The organism is Flexivirga alba, from assembly GCF_042661025.1.
Classification (GTDB): domain Bacteria; phylum Actinomycetota; class Actinomycetes; order Actinomycetales; family Dermatophilaceae; genus Flexivirga; species Flexivirga alba.
In genome coordinates, this window is sequence record NZ_JBHSWH010000001.1 from 528990 (window position 1) to 547954 (window position 18965).

The 18965-nt window shown below is 67.6% G+C and carries 18 protein-coding genes and 1 tRNA gene; 9 read left to right on the forward strand and 10 right to left on the reverse strand.

Translation table 11 applies throughout. The features are described 5' to 3' along the window. The first annotated feature begins 16 nt into the window (after positions 1-16). Entirely contained in the window at positions 17-424 is a 408-nt protein-coding gene (locus tag ACFQDH_RS02625; protein ID WP_382398196.1) for a hypothetical protein, read from the forward strand. Positions 425-428: 4 nt separating this feature from the next. On the opposite strand, the gene ACFQDH_RS02630 is transcribed toward ACFQDH_RS02625, so the two are convergent. Continuing rightward, positions 429-845, reverse strand: coding sequence for a VOC family protein (locus tag ACFQDH_RS02630; protein ID WP_382398198.1), 417 nt, complete (start codon positions 843-845; stop codon positions 429-431). A gap of 129 nt (positions 846-974) precedes the next feature. On the opposite strand from ACFQDH_RS02630, the gene ACFQDH_RS02635 reads away from it, so the two are divergent. Further along, positions 975-1370 (forward strand): helix-turn-helix domain-containing protein, encoded by a 396-nt coding sequence (locus ACFQDH_RS02635; protein ID WP_382398200.1) that lies wholly within the window; start codon positions 975-977, stop codon positions 1368-1370. 59 nt (positions 1371-1429) lie between these two features. Here ACFQDH_RS02635 and ACFQDH_RS02640 read toward each other — a convergent pair. Both ACFQDH_RS02640 and ACFQDH_RS02645 read right to left on the reverse strand, forming a co-directional pair. Then, positions 1430-1502, reverse strand: a tRNA-Thr gene (locus ACFQDH_RS02640). Positions 1503-1576: 74 nt separating this feature from the next. Continuing rightward, positions 1577-3166 carry an alpha/beta hydrolase gene (locus ACFQDH_RS02645; protein WP_382398202.1) on the reverse strand — a complete coding sequence of 530 codons (1590 nt, stop codon included), beginning with the start codon at positions 3164-3166 and terminating at the stop codon, positions 1577-1579. Between the two features lie 160 nt (positions 3167-3326). Here ACFQDH_RS02645 and ACFQDH_RS02650 point away from each other — a divergent pair, with 160 nt between their 5' ends. The 3 genes from ACFQDH_RS02650 (at position 3327) to ACFQDH_RS02660 (ending at position 4847) form a co-directional block, all read left to right on the forward strand. Further along, the gene (locus ACFQDH_RS02650) at positions 3327-3653 is read left to right on the forward strand and encodes a hypothetical protein (protein ID WP_382398204.1); all 327 of its coding nucleotides are present in this window, start codon (positions 3327-3329) and stop codon (positions 3651-3653) included. 102 nt (positions 3654-3755) lie between these two features. Continuing rightward, on the forward strand, positions 3756-4223 hold the full coding sequence (locus ACFQDH_RS02655; RefSeq protein ID WP_382398206.1) for a hemerythrin domain-containing protein: 468 nt from the start codon (positions 3756-3758) through the stop codon (positions 4221-4223). 117 nt (positions 4224-4340) lie between these two features. Beyond that, positions 4341-4847 carry a GNAT family N-acetyltransferase gene (locus ACFQDH_RS02660; RefSeq protein ID WP_382398208.1) on the forward strand — a complete coding sequence of 169 codons (507 nt, stop codon included), beginning with the start codon at positions 4341-4343 and terminating at the stop codon, positions 4845-4847. A 23-nt stretch (positions 4848-4870) separates the two neighbouring features. On the opposite strand, the gene ACFQDH_RS02665 is transcribed toward ACFQDH_RS02660, so the two are convergent. After that, positions 4871-6028: a DNA polymerase III subunit delta' gene (locus ACFQDH_RS02665; RefSeq protein ID WP_382398210.1), complete on the reverse strand. Its 1158-nt coding sequence runs from the start codon at positions 6026-6028 to the stop codon at positions 4871-4873. After that, entirely contained in the window at positions 6025-6618 is a 594-nt protein-coding gene (tmk, locus tag ACFQDH_RS02670) for a dTMP kinase (protein ID WP_382398212.1), read from the reverse strand. The genes ACFQDH_RS02665 and tmk overlap by 4 nt, the downstream gene beginning before the upstream one ends. Before the next feature lie 55 nt (positions 6619-6673). Here tmk and ACFQDH_RS02675 point away from each other — a divergent pair, with 55 nt between their 5' ends. Further along, positions 6674-8029, forward strand: coding sequence for a serine hydrolase domain-containing protein (locus ACFQDH_RS02675; RefSeq protein ID WP_382398214.1), 1356 nt, complete (start codon positions 6674-6676; stop codon positions 8027-8029). 85 nt (positions 8030-8114) lie between these two features. Here ACFQDH_RS02675 and ACFQDH_RS02680 read toward each other — a convergent pair whose 3' ends face one another. Next, complete coding sequence (locus ACFQDH_RS02680; protein WP_382398216.1) at positions 8115-8822, reverse strand: hypothetical protein; 708 nt, start codon at positions 8820-8822, stop codon at positions 8115-8117. A 126-nt stretch (positions 8823-8948) separates the two neighbouring features. Then, the gene (gene topA / locus ACFQDH_RS02685) at positions 8949-11804 is read right to left on the reverse strand and encodes a type I DNA topoisomerase (protein ID WP_382398218.1); all 2856 of its coding nucleotides are present in this window, start codon (positions 11802-11804) and stop codon (positions 8949-8951) included. 171 nt (positions 11805-11975) lie between these two features. Here topA and ACFQDH_RS02690 point away from each other — a divergent pair, with 171 nt between their 5' ends. Beyond that, positions 11976-12767, forward strand: coding sequence for a dioxygenase family protein (locus ACFQDH_RS02690; RefSeq protein ID WP_382398220.1), 792 nt, complete (start codon positions 11976-11978; stop codon positions 12765-12767). On the opposite strand, the gene ACFQDH_RS02695 is transcribed toward ACFQDH_RS02690, so the two are convergent. Genes ACFQDH_RS02695 through ACFQDH_RS02705 form a run of 3 tightly spaced genes read right to left on the reverse strand, consistent with a single transcriptional unit; the run spans position 12768 to position 15594 of the window. Continuing rightward, positions 12768-13703 (reverse strand): LLM class F420-dependent oxidoreductase, encoded by a 936-nt coding sequence (locus tag ACFQDH_RS02695; protein WP_382398222.1) that lies wholly within the window; start codon positions 13701-13703, stop codon positions 12768-12770. 19 nt (positions 13704-13722) lie between these two features. Next, on the reverse strand, positions 13723-15225 hold the full coding sequence (locus tag ACFQDH_RS02700) for a DUF7059 domain-containing protein (RefSeq protein WP_382398224.1): 1503 nt from the start codon (positions 15223-15225) through the stop codon (positions 13723-13725). A 24-nt stretch (positions 15226-15249) separates the two neighbouring features. Next, complete coding sequence (locus ACFQDH_RS02705; RefSeq protein WP_382398225.1) at positions 15250-15594, reverse strand: STAS domain-containing protein; 345 nt, start codon at positions 15592-15594, stop codon at positions 15250-15252. Between the two features lie 104 nt (positions 15595-15698). Between ACFQDH_RS02705 and ACFQDH_RS02710 the strand changes: the two genes are divergently transcribed. Both ACFQDH_RS02710 and ACFQDH_RS02715 read left to right on the forward strand, forming a co-directional pair. Further along, entirely contained in the window at positions 15699-18047 is a 2349-nt protein-coding gene (locus tag ACFQDH_RS02710; protein WP_382398227.1) for a DEAD/DEAH box helicase, read from the forward strand. Positions 18048-18111: 64 nt separating this feature from the next. Then, positions 18112-18906 carry a GNAT family N-acetyltransferase gene (locus ACFQDH_RS02715; RefSeq protein ID WP_382404799.1) on the forward strand — a complete coding sequence of 265 codons (795 nt, stop codon included), beginning with the start codon at positions 18112-18114 and terminating at the stop codon, positions 18904-18906. The last annotated feature ends 59 nt before the right edge of the window (positions 18907-18965 follow it).

The following is an 18965-nucleotide window of genomic DNA, read 5'->3' on the forward strand; positions in this document are numbered from 1 at the left end:
CTACAGTCCTGACCTCGTGAGCCTCGAGACCCCACCACCCCTGGACAAGCTGCTGATGTCCCCGCCGTTTCAACGCTGCCGGCACGAGGCAGCCCGCACGGCGAACGACCCGGCCGCTCTGTCCAGCCTGCTCGAGAAGGTTGCGGCGCACGAGTTCGGCATCGGTCCGTTGCCGGACACCCAGGGAGGCATCGACATCGACATCGCTTGCGCGGTCGTCGACGCACACATCGCCGACCTGACCGGCGGCACCACCACCAACCCCGTCGCCGACGCACGCTGCCGGCTGGTGGTCGCGGCGCTGCACTATCTGGTCGACATGAACGACGTCATACCCGACAACCTGCCCAGCGGTCACGTCGACGATGTTGCCGTCATGCGCTGGGCGACGCGGGTCGCACGCGGCGAGGTGCCCGCGGAATAGCCGGTCAGGGCAGGTCGCTGTGCACGTCGCCGATGCGGATGTTGTTGCCGAAGGGATCGCGTATGGCGAAGTCCCGTCCGTAGGGCTGCTCGACGATCTCTTGGGTGAAGTCGACGCCGGCGTCCTTGAGTCGGGCGAACATTCCATCCACGTCGTCGGTGTCGAACGCCAGCCAGCCGCCGCCCGCGCCCTTCGTGACAAGTTCACGAACCTGGGTCGCAGTGGCTTCGTCCATGCTGGGCGGACCTGGCTTCTCCAGCATGATCACCTTCGGGTCGCCCGGGACGCGGACGGTCAGCCAGCGCATCGGTCCGAAGTCCAGGTCCTGGTCGACCTCGAGGCCGAGCACTTCGGTGTAGAAGGTCTTCGCCTCGTCCTGGTCGAGCACGAAGATCGAGGAGATGTTGTTTCGCTTCAACATGATGTTGCTCCCTGTTCCAGTTGGTGGTGCCGGTCGAATGCTCTCGACCTTATGGCGACGCAGGTCGGTCGTACTTCTCCGAAAGTGCGCACTTCGCGGCCGGTCCTTCGCCGCCATACGATGTCGCGGGTGGAGCCTCAGGAGGACCGCAACCGCCGGCTGCTGCGGGCTCGGGACGCGATCGACGTGCACTACCGCGAAACGCTCGATGTGCCGAGACTCGCTCGCATCGCGCTGATGGGCAGGGCGCATTTCATCCGGGAGTTCAAGACGGCGTTCGGCGAGACGCCACACCGGTATCTGCAGCGGCGCAGGGTGGAGCGCGCCATGTACCTGCTGCGCTGGACCGACCGCAGCGTCACGTCCGTGTGCATGGAGGTCGGCTTCAACAGCCTCGGCACGTTCACCCGGACCTTCGGCGAGATCGTCGGCGAGTCACCGAGCGCCTACCGCGCAGGTGCCGACCGGCCGGAATCCTTCGTACCCGGCTCGTTCACGATGCGTTGGACGCGCCCGTCGGACTGACCGCGACCGAGCGCTGTGACAACGAAAATGCCCCCGACATATGTCGAGGGCATCGTCCGAGCCGCCTAACGGAATCGAACCGTTGACCTATTCATTACGAGTGAATCGCTCTACCGACTGAGCTAAGGCGGCCTGACCTACGACGTGCGCCGGAGGCCGCGACGAGTATACGCAGCAGCCGGCCCGGACACCGAATCGGCGGCCGCTCAGCAGGCCTTGCCCGCCGCGGGCACGGTTCCGTCGACCAGGTAGGCATCGACGACACCGTCCACGCAGGACGAACCCATCATGTATGCCGTGTGCCCGTCGCCGTCATACGTCAGCAGGTGGCCGTTGTCGAGCTCCTTGGCCAACCGCTGCGCCCACTCGTATGGCGTCGCCGGATCGCGCGTCGTACCGACCACCAGGATCGGCCCGGAGCCCTTCGCGGTGATCCGCTCCGGCTTGCCGGTCGCCTTGACCGGCCACTCCCCACAGGCGAGGCCGCCCCAGGCCAGCATTGGGCCCCACGTCGGGGCGACCTTCGCGAAGGTCGCGGCATCCTGGCGGTAGCTTGCCAGGTCCGAAGACCCAGCACGGTCAAGGCAATTCACCGCATTGATCGCCTGCATGATGTTGCCGCTGTAGGTGCCGTCGCTGTTTCGCTCGGCATACTGATCGGCCAGCGCCATCAGCTTGTCGCCGCTGCCGTTGAACGCCGCCTGGAACGCATCGGTCAGCGTCGGCCACGAGTTCTTGTCGTACATCGCCTCCGCGATGCCCATGGTCGCCCAGCCCTCGGTCAACTTCGTGACGTCGCCCTGGCCGGTGACCTTTAACGGCTTGGTGTCAACCTGCTTGATGAACTTACGGATTCGCGCCATACCGTCGTCGAGGTTGGTGCCCAGCGGGCAATTGCTCTGCGCAACGCAGTCACGCACATAGGAGCGAGTGGCCTGCTCGAACCCCTTGGCCTGACCCAGGCCCATCTGGGTGCCGGTGATATCCGGCGGCACGACGCCGTCCAGCACGAAGCGACCCACCCGCTTCGGGAAGAGCCCGGCATAGGTCGAGCCGATGAAGGTGCCGTAGGACTTGCCGAGGTAGTTGAGCTTGTCGTCGCCGAGCGCGGCGCGCAGCACGTCCATGTCCTTGGCGACCTCGACCGTCGACACGTGCTTGATCAGGTCGCCGGTCTTGTCGACGCACGCGTTGCCGAACGCCCGGCTGTCCTTCGCCACCTGCTGCTGCTCGGCGGCGGTGTCCGGCGTCGGGTCCTCCCCCAAGTAGGTGTCCATCTGGGCGTCGCCGTAACAGGTGATCGGCGCGGAGCGCTGGACCCCGCGCGGGTCGAAACCCACTACGTCGTATGACGATCGGACCGTCTTGCTGACGACATACCCCGAGGCTGCGGCGGCGGCGTAGTCGACGCCGGACCCACCGGGACCACCCGGGTTGACGACCAGCGCACCCTTGCTGTCGCCCGTGGCCGGGATCTTGTCGATCGCCAGCTTGATGGTCGGGCCACCGGGTTTGGCGTAGTCGACAGGCACCGTGAGGTCTGTACACTTCGCGTGGCCGCAATCGGTCCACTTCAGCTTCTGGTCGTAGAACTTCGCCAGATCCGCCGGTGCGGCGGCGGCACCCGCTGAGCCGGCTGCGCCGGATGGCCCGGCCGACGCCGAGGCGGCACTGGACTGCCCTCCCGCCGAAGACTGCGTGGTCGAATCACCGCCACCGGAGCCACTGCAACCGGCCAGGGCCAGTCCCAGAACGGTCGTACTCGCAAGGCCGGCCAAGGACCGTCGACGCACCATGCGCTGCACGTTACGTCATACGTCTTGGTCAACGGTGTGGACCACAGCAGCCGCCTTCTCCAGGATCAGCAGGTCAAAAGTCCCTGTCGCAATCCGGATGAGCGAGGCAGCCTGAGTCCGGAGACGCGATCGGCGAAACAGACAGCAGGAGATGAGCGTGATGGCCGAGCAGATTCGGCGACTGGTGGACGACGCGACCCAGTGGGGCCCGGCCGAGTGGGCGCAGTACTGGCCGATGTATGACGTGCTCGTGGCCGAGGGCCTGCAGGGCGCCTCCTGTGGCCCGGCCTGCAAGGCGATCGCGACGTGTGCTGCCTGCGCGTGGCAGCGCGGCTGGAGCGACATCCAGTGGCGTCAGGATCTGCTGCTGCATCATCACTCCGACGATGACGTGCGGTTGATCGCCCAGGCCGAGGAGTGCATGCACGCCTCCGGGTTGTGGCCGTGGAACAGCTCGCGCCGATCGACCGCGGAAGCGTCCTGCTGAAGCAGCTGTCGCAGAGGGGGTTCCACGGACCAAAGTCCCTGGCGGCCTGAGCACGAACGGCGTGACCCTGTGAGTGGAGGTAAAACCATGACAACCCACCCGATGACATCTCACCCAACCGACGACGCTGCACTGGCCGAGAACCTGAAAGAGCATCATTCGGCGATGGTGACGGAGCTCGACCGGTTGAGCTCGGCGCTCCTTCGACCCATCGATGATGCGGCTGCGGGGTCCGCTCGCACGGCGCTGTCGGAGTGGCTCGCGACCGTCCTGATGCCACATGCGGCCGAAGAACAGGAGACGAGCTACCGGGCAGCCGACCAGCTTCCCGCCGGCCATCCTCTGATCACGGCGATGCTCATGGAGCACGTGCTGATTGGTCGTCTCGTCGAACTGTTCGAGTCCGCGCCCCACGCGGAGGCGGCTGCGGCATACGCCCGCGCACTGTTCGAGGTCTTCGAATGCCACCAGCGGGTGGAGAACCACATCATCTTCCCCATGCTGGTCGATGACCCGTCGGTGTCGCTGGTCGAGGTGATGTCGGGGCATGCTCACGAGCATCACCAGTAAAGACGTCGCCGGCTAAACCCAAGGAACGTCAGCGCGAAACGAGCGACCGGTGTGTCGTCCGCTCGATCGCACCGAAATTGAGTTGCCGGCCGCTGCACCATCGAGCACTCTCGCCGTATGACGGGACTGGCCAGCGACACGCGGCTGGAGTTGTTGTCCATGCAGCATCATCGTGTTCTGGAGGATTTCGAGCGCGACAATCGGGAGTTCTTCGCCCGGCAGATCGGCGATCGCGGCGACGATTTCTTCGCACACTTCGCCGAGCAGCTTGCCGAGCGGGTTGCCGAGAACGACTCCGGACAGTCACTGTTCTTCGTCGTGGTCGGCGCGTCCGGCGACATCCTGGCGAGGATCAACCTCATCGACATCGACGATCCTGAGCGCACCGAACTCGGCTATCGGGTAGCGGAGTCGGCCCAGGGTCGGGGTGTCGCGACTGGTGGTGTGCGAGCGGCGCTGAGCGAAGCGGACGCACGCGGCGTGCGGACGGTCCGCGCCAGGGTCTCCACCGCGAATCTCGCCTCGCAGCGAGTCCTGGAACACTGCGGTTTCGGCTGCGAAGGACCGGTGGATGCACCCGTCGGCGTGGACAAGGAATTCGTCGGCTACCGGAAGATCCTCTGAGACCCGCGCCAGCCGGGCCCGGGTCAGGCCGGTATCGGCGCCTGCAACCCGATCGTCATTGCTTCGAGCGCCAGCAACGGCGGCACGTTGGCCTCGATCCGCTCACGCGCCGTGCCGATGGTGTCCATGGCGAGCAGAAGTTGCTCGCTGGTTCTGCCAGCGGCCAGGCGCTGTACCTCGTCGGCGAGATCCGCGTTGATCAGCTCGACCGTCCCGCCTGCGTGCAGCACCAATGCATCCCGGTAGATCGACAGCAGGTCGACCAGTGAGCGATCGATCACGTCGCGGCTGAATCGGGTGGCGCGAGTCTTCTGTTCCTTCTCCAGTGCCGCGAGTTGCGAACGAACGTGGGGCGGCTGGGTGCGCGCGGCCGGGTCGGCACCGAGTTGTGCCATCAGGCGTTCCTTCTCGGCACCGTCGCGTTCGGCGGACGACGCGGCGGACTCCTCGCCGGCGATCGCCGCCAGGTCGGCGGCGGCCGTCATCGCGTCGCCGAGATGCGCGATGTGCCCGGCGAGCATCAAGGTCTTGCGGCGACGTTCACGCGCCGACTGGTCTGTGGCGAGTCGTTTGGCAAGGCCGACGTGTGATTGTGCCGCCCGTGCCGCGTAGGTCGCGATCTGTGGGTCGACCCCATCACGCTCGATCAGCAACCTGGCGACTGCTTCCACCGGCGGGGTGCGCAGCCGGACGTGCCGGGAGCGCGACCGGATGGTGATGATGACGTCCTCCAGCGACGGCGCACACAGCACCCACACGGTGCGCTCCACCGGCTCCTCCAAGGCCTTCAGCAGCGCATCGGCCGCCCGCTCGGTGAGCCGATCGGCGTCCTCGATGATGATCACGCGCCACCGGCCGATGCTCGGACGGCGCTGCGCGAGCCCGGCGAGCTCGCGGGCGTCCTTGACCTGGATCGACAAACCTTCGGTCGCCATCACCGTCACGTCGGCGTGACTGCGGTCGAGCACCGTGCGGCACTCGTGGCACTCTCCGCACCCGCCCTGCGGACACTCCAGCGCCGCCGCGAAGGCACGCGCGGCGGTGGATCGGCCGGACCCCGGCGGCCCGGTCAGCAGCCACGCGTGCGTCATACGTGCGCGGTCCGCGACCGCCGCCTGCAGGGTGGCGACGGCCTGGTCCTGGCCGATGACGTCGCGCCACACTCCCGGGTAATCGGTCACAGCCGGCTCACCCGCTCTGCCACGATCGCGGCGATCTCCTCGCGTGGCAGGCCGGCGTCGATCACGAGATAGCGCCCGGGGTCATGCGCGGCGAGCCGCAGGTAGTGCTCACGCACCCGCGCATGAAAGTCGTCCTGCTCGGACTCCAACCGATCATGGACCGTGCCACGGCGTGAGCGGCCATCTTGCGGGGTCACGTCGAGCAGCACCGTCAGGTCGGGAAGCAGTCCCTCCGTTGCCCAGAGCGAAAGTTGTTTGATCTCAGCAGGATCCAGGTCACGGCCAGCGCCCTGGTAGGCGACCGAGGAGTCGAGGTAGCGGTCCTGCAGGACCACTGCGCCACGCACCAGCGCGGGACGAACCACGGTCGCGACGTGGTGTGCCCGGTCCGCGGCGAATAGCAGAGCCTCGGCGCGTGGAGCGACCTCGGCACCGTGTAGCACCAGCTGCCGGATGGCGACACCGAGCTCGGTGCCACCCGGCTCCCGAGTGACGACCACGTCATGGCCGTCGTCGACCAGCCGCGCGCGCAACAACTCGATCTGGGTCGTCTTGCCCGCGCCGTCGCCGCCTTCGAACGCAATGAACACGGCCCGAGCCTAGGTGACCGCGCCGACAAGCTGACACCCCCGTAGGTTTGGTTGTATGACGCAAAGCCCCTCTTCGCTCAGCGACGCCACGACCCGCACGCTCACCGCCACCGCAGTCGAGGCACAGCGCTCCAGCCGCACTCCCGCCCTGGTCGCGGGAGTCGCACGCCACGGGGAGTTGCTCTGGTCCGAGGCCGTCGGCCGGGCCGATCTCGCCGACCCGAGCGTTCCGCTCGGAGACGACACGCAGTTCCTGGTCGCTTCCAACACCAAGACCTTCACGGCCGTGCTGATCATGCAGTTGCGCGACGAGGGCAAGCTGTCGCTCGACGACACCGTCGACAAGCTCGTGCCGGGCACGACTCATGCCCAGGTGACGATCCGCGAGATGCTCGCCCATGTCAGCGGCATGCAGCGCGAGCCGGTCGGTGATGTGTGGGACACCCTGGAGTTCCCCGACCGCGACGGTCTGATTTCCGGATGGAACGAAGCCGAACGCGTGCTGCGGCCGCACAACCGCTGGCACTACTCCAACCTCTGTTACGCGCTGCTCGGCGAGATCGTCGCGCGCTTGGACGGCGGCAGCTGGGAGACGTCACTGCAACGTCGACTGCTCGACCCGCTGGAGTTGCGCCGCACCACGCTGACGCGGGTGGCGCCATACGTCGGGCTCTACTACGTCCCGCCGTTCACCGACGTCCCGGTCGAAGAACCGGTGCTGGCCAAGAACACGACCGCGTCCGCCGGCGCACTGGCCAGCACGCTGTCCGACATGGTTCGGTGGCACGGCTTCCTGCTCGACCCGGACGAGGCCATCCTCTCGCCCGACACGGTCGAGGAGATGCGCCAGCCGCAGATCGCCGCGGACCCGGGGTGGAACACCGCGTGGGGCCTCGGCCTGGAGCTGGAGCGTCGCGACGGCCGTATCTGGTTCGGGCACACCGGCGGTATGCCGGGTGGCATCACCGGCTTCTTCTCCGAGCCCGAGTCCGGCACCACGGGTGCGGTGCTGATGAACAACTCGATCTCCAAGGACCCGGCCGGCACCGCGATCAAGCTCGGTGAGTATGTCGTCGTGAACGACCCGGAGCTTCCGGAGCCGTGGACGCCAGGAACCGTTGAGCCCGAAGAGCTGAAACCGCTTGTTGGTCAATGGTTCTCGGAGGGCGCGGAGTTCACCTTCGCCATCAAGGAGGGCAAGCTCACCGCACGGTTCGCCGCCGCACCGGCAAACACTCCCGTGTCGGTCTTCGAGCCCGAGGGTGCCGACGCCTATCGCACCGCGAGCGGACGTGAGCGTGGCGAGCGGCTCGTCATACACCGTCGTGATGACGGGTCTGTGCGCCAATTCAACTGGGCCACCTACCGATTCACCCGCGAGCCGCTTGGCTTCGGGCAGCCGACACCCTGAACCCGGACAACACACGAAGGCCCCGGCGGAACTGCTCCGTCGGGGCCTTCTATCTGGGCCGTGACCGGCTCAAGCCGGCCCTAAGTCACTTGGACCAGACGACGTTGGTCGTGTAGTCGTCCCACATGACCTTGGTCGGCGCGGGGCCGGTCACCTGGTAGTAGTAACAGGCTGCCGAGGTGTCGCCGACCGCCATGTCCTTGTAGGGAGTCTTCTTGCAGCCGGGCAGGTCCTGGAACGGCGAGCCTCCAGAGCGGCCCTTCTCCGAGGAATCGAAGACGGGGCGCAGCTCCAGGAAGTTGACCGAGCTGGGGCGGAAGCCGTACTTCGCGCCACCGCGGTAGGTCACGTCGAAGTTGATGTAATACATCTTGCCGTTGGTCTTGTTGAGGTTCGCCACTGCGTATGCCGACTCCGGCGCCGCCGCGATCGACTTGACGCTCAGCGTGAACTTGCCGTCCGAGTCCGAGTTGATGGTCGCGCCCTTGCCGTACTGCAGCTTGGTGCCGGTCGGAGTGAGCTTCGCGTCGTCCGTCTTGGCGGCAGCCGAGGTGGACGAGCTACTCGGGGTGGCCGCCGCGCTGCTGGTCGTAGACGCCTCGGACGTCGGTGCATCGGACGAGGTGGGCGGGGCGGCCTCGGTGGTAGTCGCCTTCGAGGTGGCGGCTGCCGTCGGCGCCGAACCGGTCGGCGTGCTCACGCTCGCGGTGTCGTTGTTGCACGCAGCCAGGCCCAGGGCACCTGCGATGGCAACCGCGCCTACGAGGCTGCGACGAAACATGTTGCTGGACATGACTTTCCTCCGTATTTGTCCTTCGAGATGATCGAGCCTGTGACGGGTGAGCGGCTCGGTTGGTTCCGCAGGATCGGATAGGTTCGCGCAGCGGACTCGAATAAGACAGTCGTATGGCGGAAAGAGTCAGTCCACGGACTTGGCGGCGGAAGCCTTCTTCGCGGTCGACTTCTTGGCTGCCGACTTCTTGGCCGTTGCCTTCTTCGCGGGAGCCTTGTTGGTGGTCTTCTTGGCCGCCCGCTTGCGGGTCGTCGGACCCTTGGCACGCTTCTCGGCGAGCAGCTCGAAGCCACGTTCCGGTGTGATCGACTCCGGGTCGTCACCACGCCGCAGCGTCGCGTTGCTCTCACCGTCGGTCACGTAGGGACCGAAGCGACCGTCCTTGACCACCACCGGTTTTCCGGAGACGGGATCGTTGCCCAACTCCTTCAGCGGCGCCTGAGCCGCCCGACCGCGACGCTTGGGCTCGGCGTAGATCGCGAGCGCTTCTGCGAGGGTGATGTCGAAGAGTTGCTGCTCGGTGCTGAGCGATCGTGAGTCGGTGCCCTTCTTCAGGTACGGCCCGTACCGGCCGTTCTGCGCGGTGATCTCGACCTGCTTGGCATCGTCACCTTCGCCATCGGGGACCGTGCCGAGCACACGCGGCAGGCTCAACAACTTCAGCGCGGTGTCCAGCTCGATCGTGGCCAGGTCCATGTCCTTGAAAAGACTGGCAGTCCTCGGTTTCGGACCGGTCGCCTTCTTCGCGCGCTTGGGCTTGGCGCCCTCCGCGGGCGCGGGCGGCTCCGGCGGCGCCGGCAGCACCTCCGTCACGTAGGGCCCGTAGCGGCCTGCCCTGGCGATGATGTCGTGGCCGGTCGCCGGATCTTGGCCGAGCACGCGGCCGTCGTCATCCGCAGAGACGAGTAACTCGCGGGCCCGCTCCGGGGTCATCTCGTCCGGTGCGATGTCGTCATTGATCGTCGCGCGCCGTGGCTTGGGTGCCTCGGCCGAATCCGACGTCACCTCACCGGTATTCGGGTCGACACCCTCGGGCACGACCTCTTCGACATACGGGCCGTAGCGTCCGACGCGGACGACGACGCCGTCGCCGATCTCGATGGTGGAGATGCCGCGAGCGTCGATCTCCGGCAGGTGCTCGACCATCTCCTGCAGGCCCTCGTTGCCATCCGGACCACCGGCCGGCAGGCCGGGCGTGCGGTCGTTGCCGTCACCGAAGTAGAAGCGGGTCAGCCAGTCGACCCGGCCGACGTCGCCGGCGGCGATGCGGTCCAGGCCCTCCTCCATGGAGGCGGTGAAGTCGTAGTCGACCAGCGACGGGAAGTGGACCTCGAGCAGCCGGATCACGGCAAACGCGGTCCAGGTCGGGATCAGCGCGGTGCCGCGCTTGTTGACGTAGCCGCGGTCCTGGATGGTGCCGACGATCGAGGCGTATGTCGACGGGCGACCGATGCCCATCTCCTCCATCGCCTTGACCAGGGTGGCCTCGGTGAAGCGCGGCGGCGGGCTGGTCTGGTGCCCCTCCGCCTCCGCACGCAGCACGTCCAGGGCAACGCCTTCGCTCAGCTTCGGCAGCCGGGTGCCGGTGTCGTCGCCCTTGGCGTTGCGCTCGACATCGCGACCTTCTTCATATGCCGCCAGGAAGCCCCGGAACGTGATGACCGTGCCGGAGGCGGTGAACTCGGACTGGTTGGCCACGCCCGAGTCTTCAATCGGCACAGTGAGTTTCACCGTGGCGGTGCTACCGCGCGCGTCAGCCATCTGGGAGGCGACAGTCCGCTTCCAGATCAGCTCGTAGAGCGCGAACTCCTCACCACGCAGCTCACCGGCGACCTGGGCGGGCGTGCGGAAGGTGTCGCCGGCCGGGCGGACGGCCTCGTGCGCCTCTTGGGCGTTCTTGACCTTGCCCTGGTAGCGGCGGGGCTGGTCGGGCACGTAGTCGGCGCCATACAGGTCACGGGCCTGGCTGCGGGCGGCGCGAATGGCCGACTCCGACAACGTGATCGAGTCGGTACGCATGTAGGTGATGTAGCCGTTTTCGTAGAGCCGCTGGGCGACATTCATCGCCGCCTTGCTGCTCATCCGCAGCTTGCGGCCGGCCTCCTGCTGCAGCGTGCTCGTCGTGAACGGAGCACTGGGACGGCGCGTGTAGGGCTTCTCCTGCACCGAGCTGACCGATGCGACACCTGCTGCGACCGACTCGGCAATGGCGTTCGCCTGAGGTGCGTCGAGGTGGAAAACCTTGTCGTTCTTGAGAATTCCGCGGTCGTCGAAGTCGCGGCCGGTGGCGACTCGCGCGCCGTCCAGTGCCGTCAGTTTCGCGGTGAACGCCTGGGAGGTGCTGTTGCCCGGGGCGAACTCGCCCTCGACATCCCAGTAGGAGGCGGAGCGGAACGCCATACGCTCACGTTCGCGCTCGACCACCAGGCGGGTGGTCACCGACTGCACACGGCCCGCGGACAGACCGCGGCGGATCTTGCGCCACAGCACCGGGCTGACCTCGTAGCCGTAGAGGCGGTCCAGGACGCGACGGGTCTCCTGCGCGTCGACCAGGTTGTCATCCAGGTCGCGAGTCGTGTTGGCAGCGTGCTGGATTGCTTCCTTGGTGATCTCGTGGAAGACCATCCGCTTGACCGGGACCTTGGGCTTGAGCACTTCGAGCAGGTGCCATGCGATGGCCTCGCCCTCGCGGTCCTCATCGGTTGCGAGGTAGAGCTCGTCGCTGTCCTTGAGCAGGCGCTTGAGCTCGGCGACCTTCTTCTTCTTGGCCGAGGCGACGACGTAGTAGGGGTCGAAGCCGTCGTCAACGTTGACGGCAAACTTGCCGTAGGGGCCCTTTTTCATGTCGACCGGCAGCTCGGACGGGTTCGGCAGGTCTCGGATGTGCCCGACACTCGCGTCGACGACATAGTCGTCCCCCAAATAGCCGCCGATCTTCTTCGCCTTGGCGGGTGACTCGACGATGACCAGCTTGCGCGCCACAGTGCTCTTCTCTCTTCCCGTCCGACGTGCAGTGGATTCGTCACTGCTTCGACGTACGAACGGGGCTGAGTCTAAGCACGTCCCCCGGAGAACACCCACCGCGGTCGGTGGAGCCGGGCGCCGGACTGCCGTTAGTTGAATATTAAACTTGTTTGCGGCATCATGGAAGCCATGACCACAGACCGCCAGCCCGTCCTCTTCCTCAGCCACGGCGCTCCGCCGCTCGCCGACGACGCTCGATGGACTGCCGAGCTCGGCGCATGGGGCCAGGACCTGCCGCGGCCGAAGCAGATCCTGATGGTGTCTGCGCATTGGGAGTCGGCGCCGATCGCGGTCAGCTCGACGACGGGCGCACCGCTGCTATACGACTTCTGGGGCTTCCCGCAGAAGTACTACGACGTCCGGTATGACGCACCCGTCGCCCCCGATCTGGCCGACGACGTCGCCAAGCTGATCTCGACTCCGGGACAGTCGCTGGTGCACGACGAGAGCCGCGGGCTCGACCACGGCGCCTACGTGCCGCTGCGCGAGATGTTCCCCGAGGCCGACATACCGGTGCTACAGCTGTCGATGCCGACGCTCGACCCGCAGCAGCTCTACGAACTCGGGCGCAAGCTCGCGCCGCTGCGTGACGACGGCACGCTCATCGTCGGGTCCGGCTTCACGACCCACAACCTGGGTTTCATGGCCCCGGATGCCGACTCGGCCCCGCAGGCTGTGATGTCGGAGTTCGACCACTGGGCCGCCGAGACGATGGCTCGCGGCGACCTGGACGCCCTGATGGACTTCAGCCACACCGCGCCGGCCGCCCAGCTGGCACACCCCCGCACCGAGCACTGGGCGCCGCTGTATGTCGCGCTCGGCGCCGCCTCTGCCGACGGCTCCGACTCGCGCACTATCATCGACGGCTTCTGGCACGGCCTGTCAAAGCGCTCGTGGCAGTTGGATTCGACCGCCGCCTGATCACACCTGCGGCATGACCTCGGTTGCGATCAGGTCCAGGTGTTCCAGGTCCTGTATGTCGAGCACCTGCAGGTAGACCGTCTCGGCACCGGCTTCCGCGAGCGCACCGAGCCGGTCGATGGCTTCCGCCGGCGTGCCTGCCACGCCGCTCTCGCGAAGCTCCGTCTTGTCGCGGCCGATCGCCGCGGCCCGCCGGTCCAGCTCCACCTCCGTGCCACCGACACAGGCCACCTGTGCCGCGGAGAAACTCATCGAATCCACGGGCCGCCCGGCCGATTCGGCCGCCGCGCGCACCCGCCTGAACTGCGCCGCAGTGTCCGGCACCGAGGAGAACCCGACATTGAACTCGTCGGCATACCGCGCCGCGAGCTCCGGAGTCCGTTTCTTGCCGTGCCCGCCGATGATGACCGGCACACCTCCGCGAATCCCGCTGTGTTGCACCGGTTTCGGCAACGCCGGGCTGTCACTCAGCTGATAGTGGGTGCCGTCGAAGGAGTAGCTGCCGTCGGCTGACCACAGCCCGGTGATGATCTCGAGCTGCTCCTCGAGCCGGTCGAACCGCTCCTTGGTGCCCGGGAACGGGATGCCGTATGCCGCATGCTCCCGGTCGAACCATCCCGCGCCCAGGCCGAGCTCGACCCGTCCGCCGGACATCGCATCGACGTTCGCGACCTCGATCGCGAGCACGCCGGGCAGCCGGAACGTCGCGCTCGTGACGAGTGTCCCGAGCCGGATCGTCGAGGTCTCCCGGGCGATGCCGGCCAGCGTGATCCAGGCGTCGCTCGGGCCCGGCAGTCCGTCGCCGTCGCCCATCGCCAGGTAGTGGTCGGACCGGAAGAACGCCCCGAAGCCGAGCTTCTCGGCATGCTTGGCGATGGTCACGAGGTCGTCATACGACGCGCCCTGTTGGGGTTCGGTGAAGATGCGCAGCTCCATACGCCGAGCCTACGGGTGCTCAGGCGCCGGTCAGGAGCAGCCCGTCCGCCACCAATTCCTGTATGGCGGGCAGCGAGCCGCGCACCAGCTCATCGGTGGGCACGTCGAGCAGCGACGCGATCGCGCCGAGCGCCTGGCCGGTCGACAGCTCGCCGTCGCAGACCGACACGAACGCCGCCACCGCGGTGTCGACGCGCACGGCACGGCGCAACCCGCCGCCCTGCCGGATGACGATGACCGACGGGTCCTCGGCGCCGGGGCGCCCGTGCCGCTCCTCGGTCACGTCGGCGGCAACGGTCAGATGGGCGTCGAGCAAACCCTGCTCCCCCGCTTCGGCCAACCAGGTCCGGGCGCGCAGCCCGGCATCGATCGCCGGGCCCATCGGGGACTGCACCGGCCCGGTCACCTCGACGAGTTCCTTCCAGGGGCGCCGCCGGGTTTCCGGCAGCTGGACCGTGATCACCCCGAAGCCGATCTCGGCGATCCCGCGCGCCTCGAAGTCGTGCAGCCACGCGCCATACAATTGCTCGAATCCTGTTGCGCCAGCTCGCAATCCGCCGTCGCCGGACCACAGCTCGGCATACTCCGCCGGGTCCTGGGTGTCACGCTGCACGACCCAGGCGTCGAGGCCGGTGCGGTCGAACCACTCCCCGACCACATCGCGCCACTCCTTGCCCTCGGGGACCTCCCAGTTGGCCAGCAGTTGAGCGACACCGCCGGGGTTGAGGTGCTGCGGCAGCTGCCGGATCAGGGAGCGCACGACGCCGTCACCGACCCGCCCGCCGTCGCGATATTCGTAGGTGGGCACACCATCCGTGCGTGGCGTGATCACGAACGGCGGGTTGCTGACGATCAGGTCGAACTCCGCACCGCCGACCGGCCGGAAGAGATCACCGCGGAGCAGGTCCCACTCGTAGCCGTTGAGCGCAGCGTTCCACGCGGCGATCTCCAGCGCACGAGCAGATGTGTCGGTCGCCACGATGTGCTCGGCGTGTCCGGCCAGGTGCAACGACTGCACCCCGCAGCCGGTGCCGAGATCGAGCGCTCGCGCCACAGGACGTCGCGGTGTCCACGACGCCAGCGTCATCGACGCGCCACCGATGCCGAGCACGTGATCGACCGGCAACGGCTCGCCGGTCATCACCTCGGACAGGTCCGAGACGACCCACCACTGGTGATCGTCCTCGCCATACGGGCGCAGGTCGTATGCCGCGTGCGCACGCGAACCGTCGGTCCGCACCAGCCCGGCGGACCGCAGCCGCGCGGTGTCCCATCCGGGCAGGGCACGGTCGAGTTGTCGGACACCGACCGGCAGCCCGAGCGCGAAGAGCCGCACCAGCGTCGCGACCGGGGAAGTGTCGTCCCGGGTGACGAGGTCGGCGGGCAGCCGCTGCTCACGATGAAGCGCCTGGGAGGCCATCGGCCCGAGGCAGTCGCTGATCCCGTCGAGAGTGAAGCGAGCTGCGATCAGCGCGCGCCGAAGCGCGGCAGGGTCGTCGGCGAGCGACGCGGGGTTCGGCATACCCACATCCTCGCCGGTCGGAGGTCAGGCGTCAGCAGCGACGGCGTCGGCCACCGAAGCGTGGATGTTGAAGACCCGGTCCAGGCCGGTGATCCGGAAGTTACGCAGCAAGCGATCGGACTGTATGACGAGAGCCAGGTCGCCGCCGCCCACTCGCTGCGCCTTGAGCCGCCCGACCAGCACGCCGAGGCCCGTCGAGTCCAGGAACGGCACGCCGGTGAGGTCGACGAGAACCTTCTCCGCGGGGTCGGTGATGAGCCGTGCGAGCGCATCCCGCAACCGCGACGCGGCCGAGACGTCCACGTCACCGACCAGCCGAATGACGGTGAAGTCGCCCTCGTCGCTGCCGCTGATGTCCAGGTCGGTCACGAAGCTGCCTTTCGTGGAAGTGCCGGTTGCCGGCGGCCAGTCTTTCATCGTCGGGGCCTGCCGGTTCAGCGGATGTCGGAGATCGGACCTACCGTGGAGGCGGAATGACGAACATCGCGCCCGTCACCGGCCCTCCGCATGCCCGGCCGGAGCCCGACGCTGCCCAGGAACGCCGCGATGACTTCGACGCACAAGGCGCATTGGACGCGCTCGAGGGCGCAGGCACGGGTCGGTTGCTGCACACCCGCCTCCTGCCTGGCCGTATGGCGATCGACGCCTCGTGGCCGCAGTGGGTCAACCCCCAGGTCAGTGCCGCCGTGCAGGGCACCGGGATCGACCGGCTCTGGTCCCACCAGCGGCAGGCCGCCGATCTCGCGTGGTCCGGCGAGCACGTTGTGCTGTCGACGGGCACCGCGTCCGGCAAGAGTCTCGGTTACCTCCTGCCGATGCTTTCGGCAGTCGCCGACGGCTCCGACGCACCGACCGGCCGCGGTGCCACCGCGATCTACCTCGCGCCAACCAAAGCCCTTGCGGCGGACCAGGAAACGCGCATCCGCGGTTTCGCCATACCCGGCGTGCGGGCTGCCACCCTCGACGGCGACACCCCGCTCGACGAGCGCCGCTGGATCCGCGACCATGCCGCGTTGCTGCTGACCAACCCCGACCTGCTGCATCACACGTTGCTGCCCGGGCACGAGCGATGGGCATCCTTCTTCCGCGCGCTGCGGTATGTCGTGATCGACGAATGTCACGTCTACCGTGGGGTTTTCGGCTCTCACGTCGCCGGGGTGCTCCGCCGCCTGCGGCGCATCGCCGCCCGCTACCACGCCGACCCGACCTTCGTGCTGGCCTCAGCGACGGTCGCCACCCCGGGTCTGCACGCGAGTGAACTCATCGGACTGCCGGTGCACGAGGTCACCCGAGACGGCTCGCCCCGGGCGCCGATGCTCTTCGGTCTCTGGCAGCCGGGCACCAAGCCCGGAGCCGGTCCGGACGCAGCGCAACGGAGCGCGGTGGCCGAGTCCGCCGATCTGATGACCTCGCTCATCGACCGCGGCGTGCAGACACTGACTTTCGCGCGCTCCCGGGTGGGCGTTGAGATCGTCGCCGAAATGGTCCGATCCCATGCTGGTGATCGAGTTGCGGCATACCGCGGGGGCTATCTGCCGGAGGAACGTCGCGAGCTCGAAAACGACCTGCGCACAGGCAAACTCCGCGGACTGGCCGCAACGTCCGCGCTCGAGCTCGGCATCGACGTCAGTGGGCTGGACGCGGTGCTGCTCGCCGGGTGGCCGGGCACGTTGGCCTCGTTGTGGCAGCGGGCCGGGCGCGCGGGCCGCAGTGGTCGGACGTCGCTGGTCGTGCTGGTTGCCGAGGACGACCCGCTCGATTCCTTCCTGGTGCATCACCCCGAGGCGATCTTCGACCGGCCGGTGGAGGCCGCGACGCTCGACCCGAGGAACCCCTTCGTGCTGGCGCCGCACATAGCAGCCGCGGCACACGAGCTGCCGGTGACCGCAGCAGACTCCGATCTCTTCGGACCGTCGATGCCAGCCATCCTGCAGTCACTGGTGGCTCGCGGGATCCTGCGCAGGCGCCCCCGCGGCTGGTTCTGGGCGCGCGAGGACCGACCGGCTGATCACTTCTCGCTGCGTGGTGGCGGCGAGGACGACGTGCGGATCGTCGAAACCCGCACCGCCCGGGTGCTCGGCACGGTCGACGCGGCTCGTGCTCACGCTGCGGTGCACACCGGCGCGGTCTACCTGCACCAGGGCACATCGCACGTCGTCACCGAGCTCGACCTGGATGCGACGACAGCGCACGTCGTGGTGGGCGACCCCGGCTGGTCGACGTTCGCACAATCGGTGTCGGCGTTCGACATACAACAGGTAGAGCGCGAAACACGTTGGGGCAGTGTAGGTTTGCACTTCGGGACGATCCGCGTGCGAACCCAGGTCACGTCGTTCCAGCGGTTGCTTCCGTCTGGTGAGGTCATCGGGCAACACCCGCTCGACCTCCCTGAGCGTGAGCTGGTGACGCGAGGCGTCTGGTGGACCATCGATGAGAACGACCTGCTGACCGAGGGGCTGACCGAGGACGCCATGCCCGGCGCGTTGCACGCGGCCGAGCATGCCTCGATCGCGATGTTGCCGCTGGTCGCCCAGTCGGACCGGTGGGACGTCGGTGGTGTGTCGACCGCGCTGCATCCGGACACCGGGTTGCCGACCGTCGTGGTCTACGACGGCTACCCCGGAGGCGCCGGCTTCGCCGAGCGAGCGTATGCCGAGGCCGCCACCTGGCTGCTGGCCACGCGCGCCGCGATCAACGCCTGCCCGTGCAGCGACGGCTGCCCGGCATGCGTGCAGTCCCCGAAGTGCGGCAACGGCAACCACCCGTTGGACAAGTCCGGCGCGATCGTGGTGCTGGACCGTGTGCTGCGGGACCACCGCTGAGGCTTGCGGCTCACGCGTAAATCGGTTGCCGCCAGGGTTACTCGCGGGCATCGTCATGGTCGTGATGGACGATGCGAGCCTGCTTGCGGCATACGACGAACAACTGCGCGCGGACGCCGAAATGGGGTCGATGGCCGACGTCGTGCGACACGGCCCGCTGCTCTGGGGGACGTTCCACAGCGGTCGCGGCTTCGTCAGCTACCAGAGCCTTGGCTCACCGACCGAGGCCGAACTCGAGCGACTGATCGTCGATACCATCGCGCACTACGAAACTGACCCACGGACAACCGAGTTCGAGTGGAAGACCCGCGGCCACGACGGCCTGCCGGCTCTCGACGCGCTGCTGCGCAAGCACCGGTTCGTTCCGGACGAAGTCGAGTCCGTGATGGTCGGTGAGGCCGCGTCGATTGCAATGGATGTCCCTGTGCCCGAAGGCGTTTCGCTGCGTAGCGTGACGTCGCGCGAAGACGTCGCCGCCATGGTCAGCATGCAGGCAAGCGTCTTCGGGGACCCACAGACGATCGATGAGCGCGTCGACTCCACGCTGCAGCGACTGAACGACCCGGCCGCTCCTGGAGTCGAGCTGTGGGTCGCCGAGGCCGAGGGCCGACCAGTCAGCGCCGGCCGCATCGACCCGGTCCGGAGCACCGACTTTGCCGGCATCTGGGGCGGTGCCACCCTCCCCGAATGGCGTGGGCGCGGCATCTACCGTGCCCTCACCGCGAAGCGAGCCCAAGCCGCCCTGCGGGTCGGCAAAACTTTGATCAACTCCGACTCCACCGAGTTCTCCCGGCCCATCCTGGAGCGCTCCGGATTCCACCGGGTCACGACCACCACGCCATACATCTGGCAGCGCTGAGCGGCGAACACCGCCATTTCCCAAGGCCAGGCCGACGCTCAACAGCACGCAGCAACCGC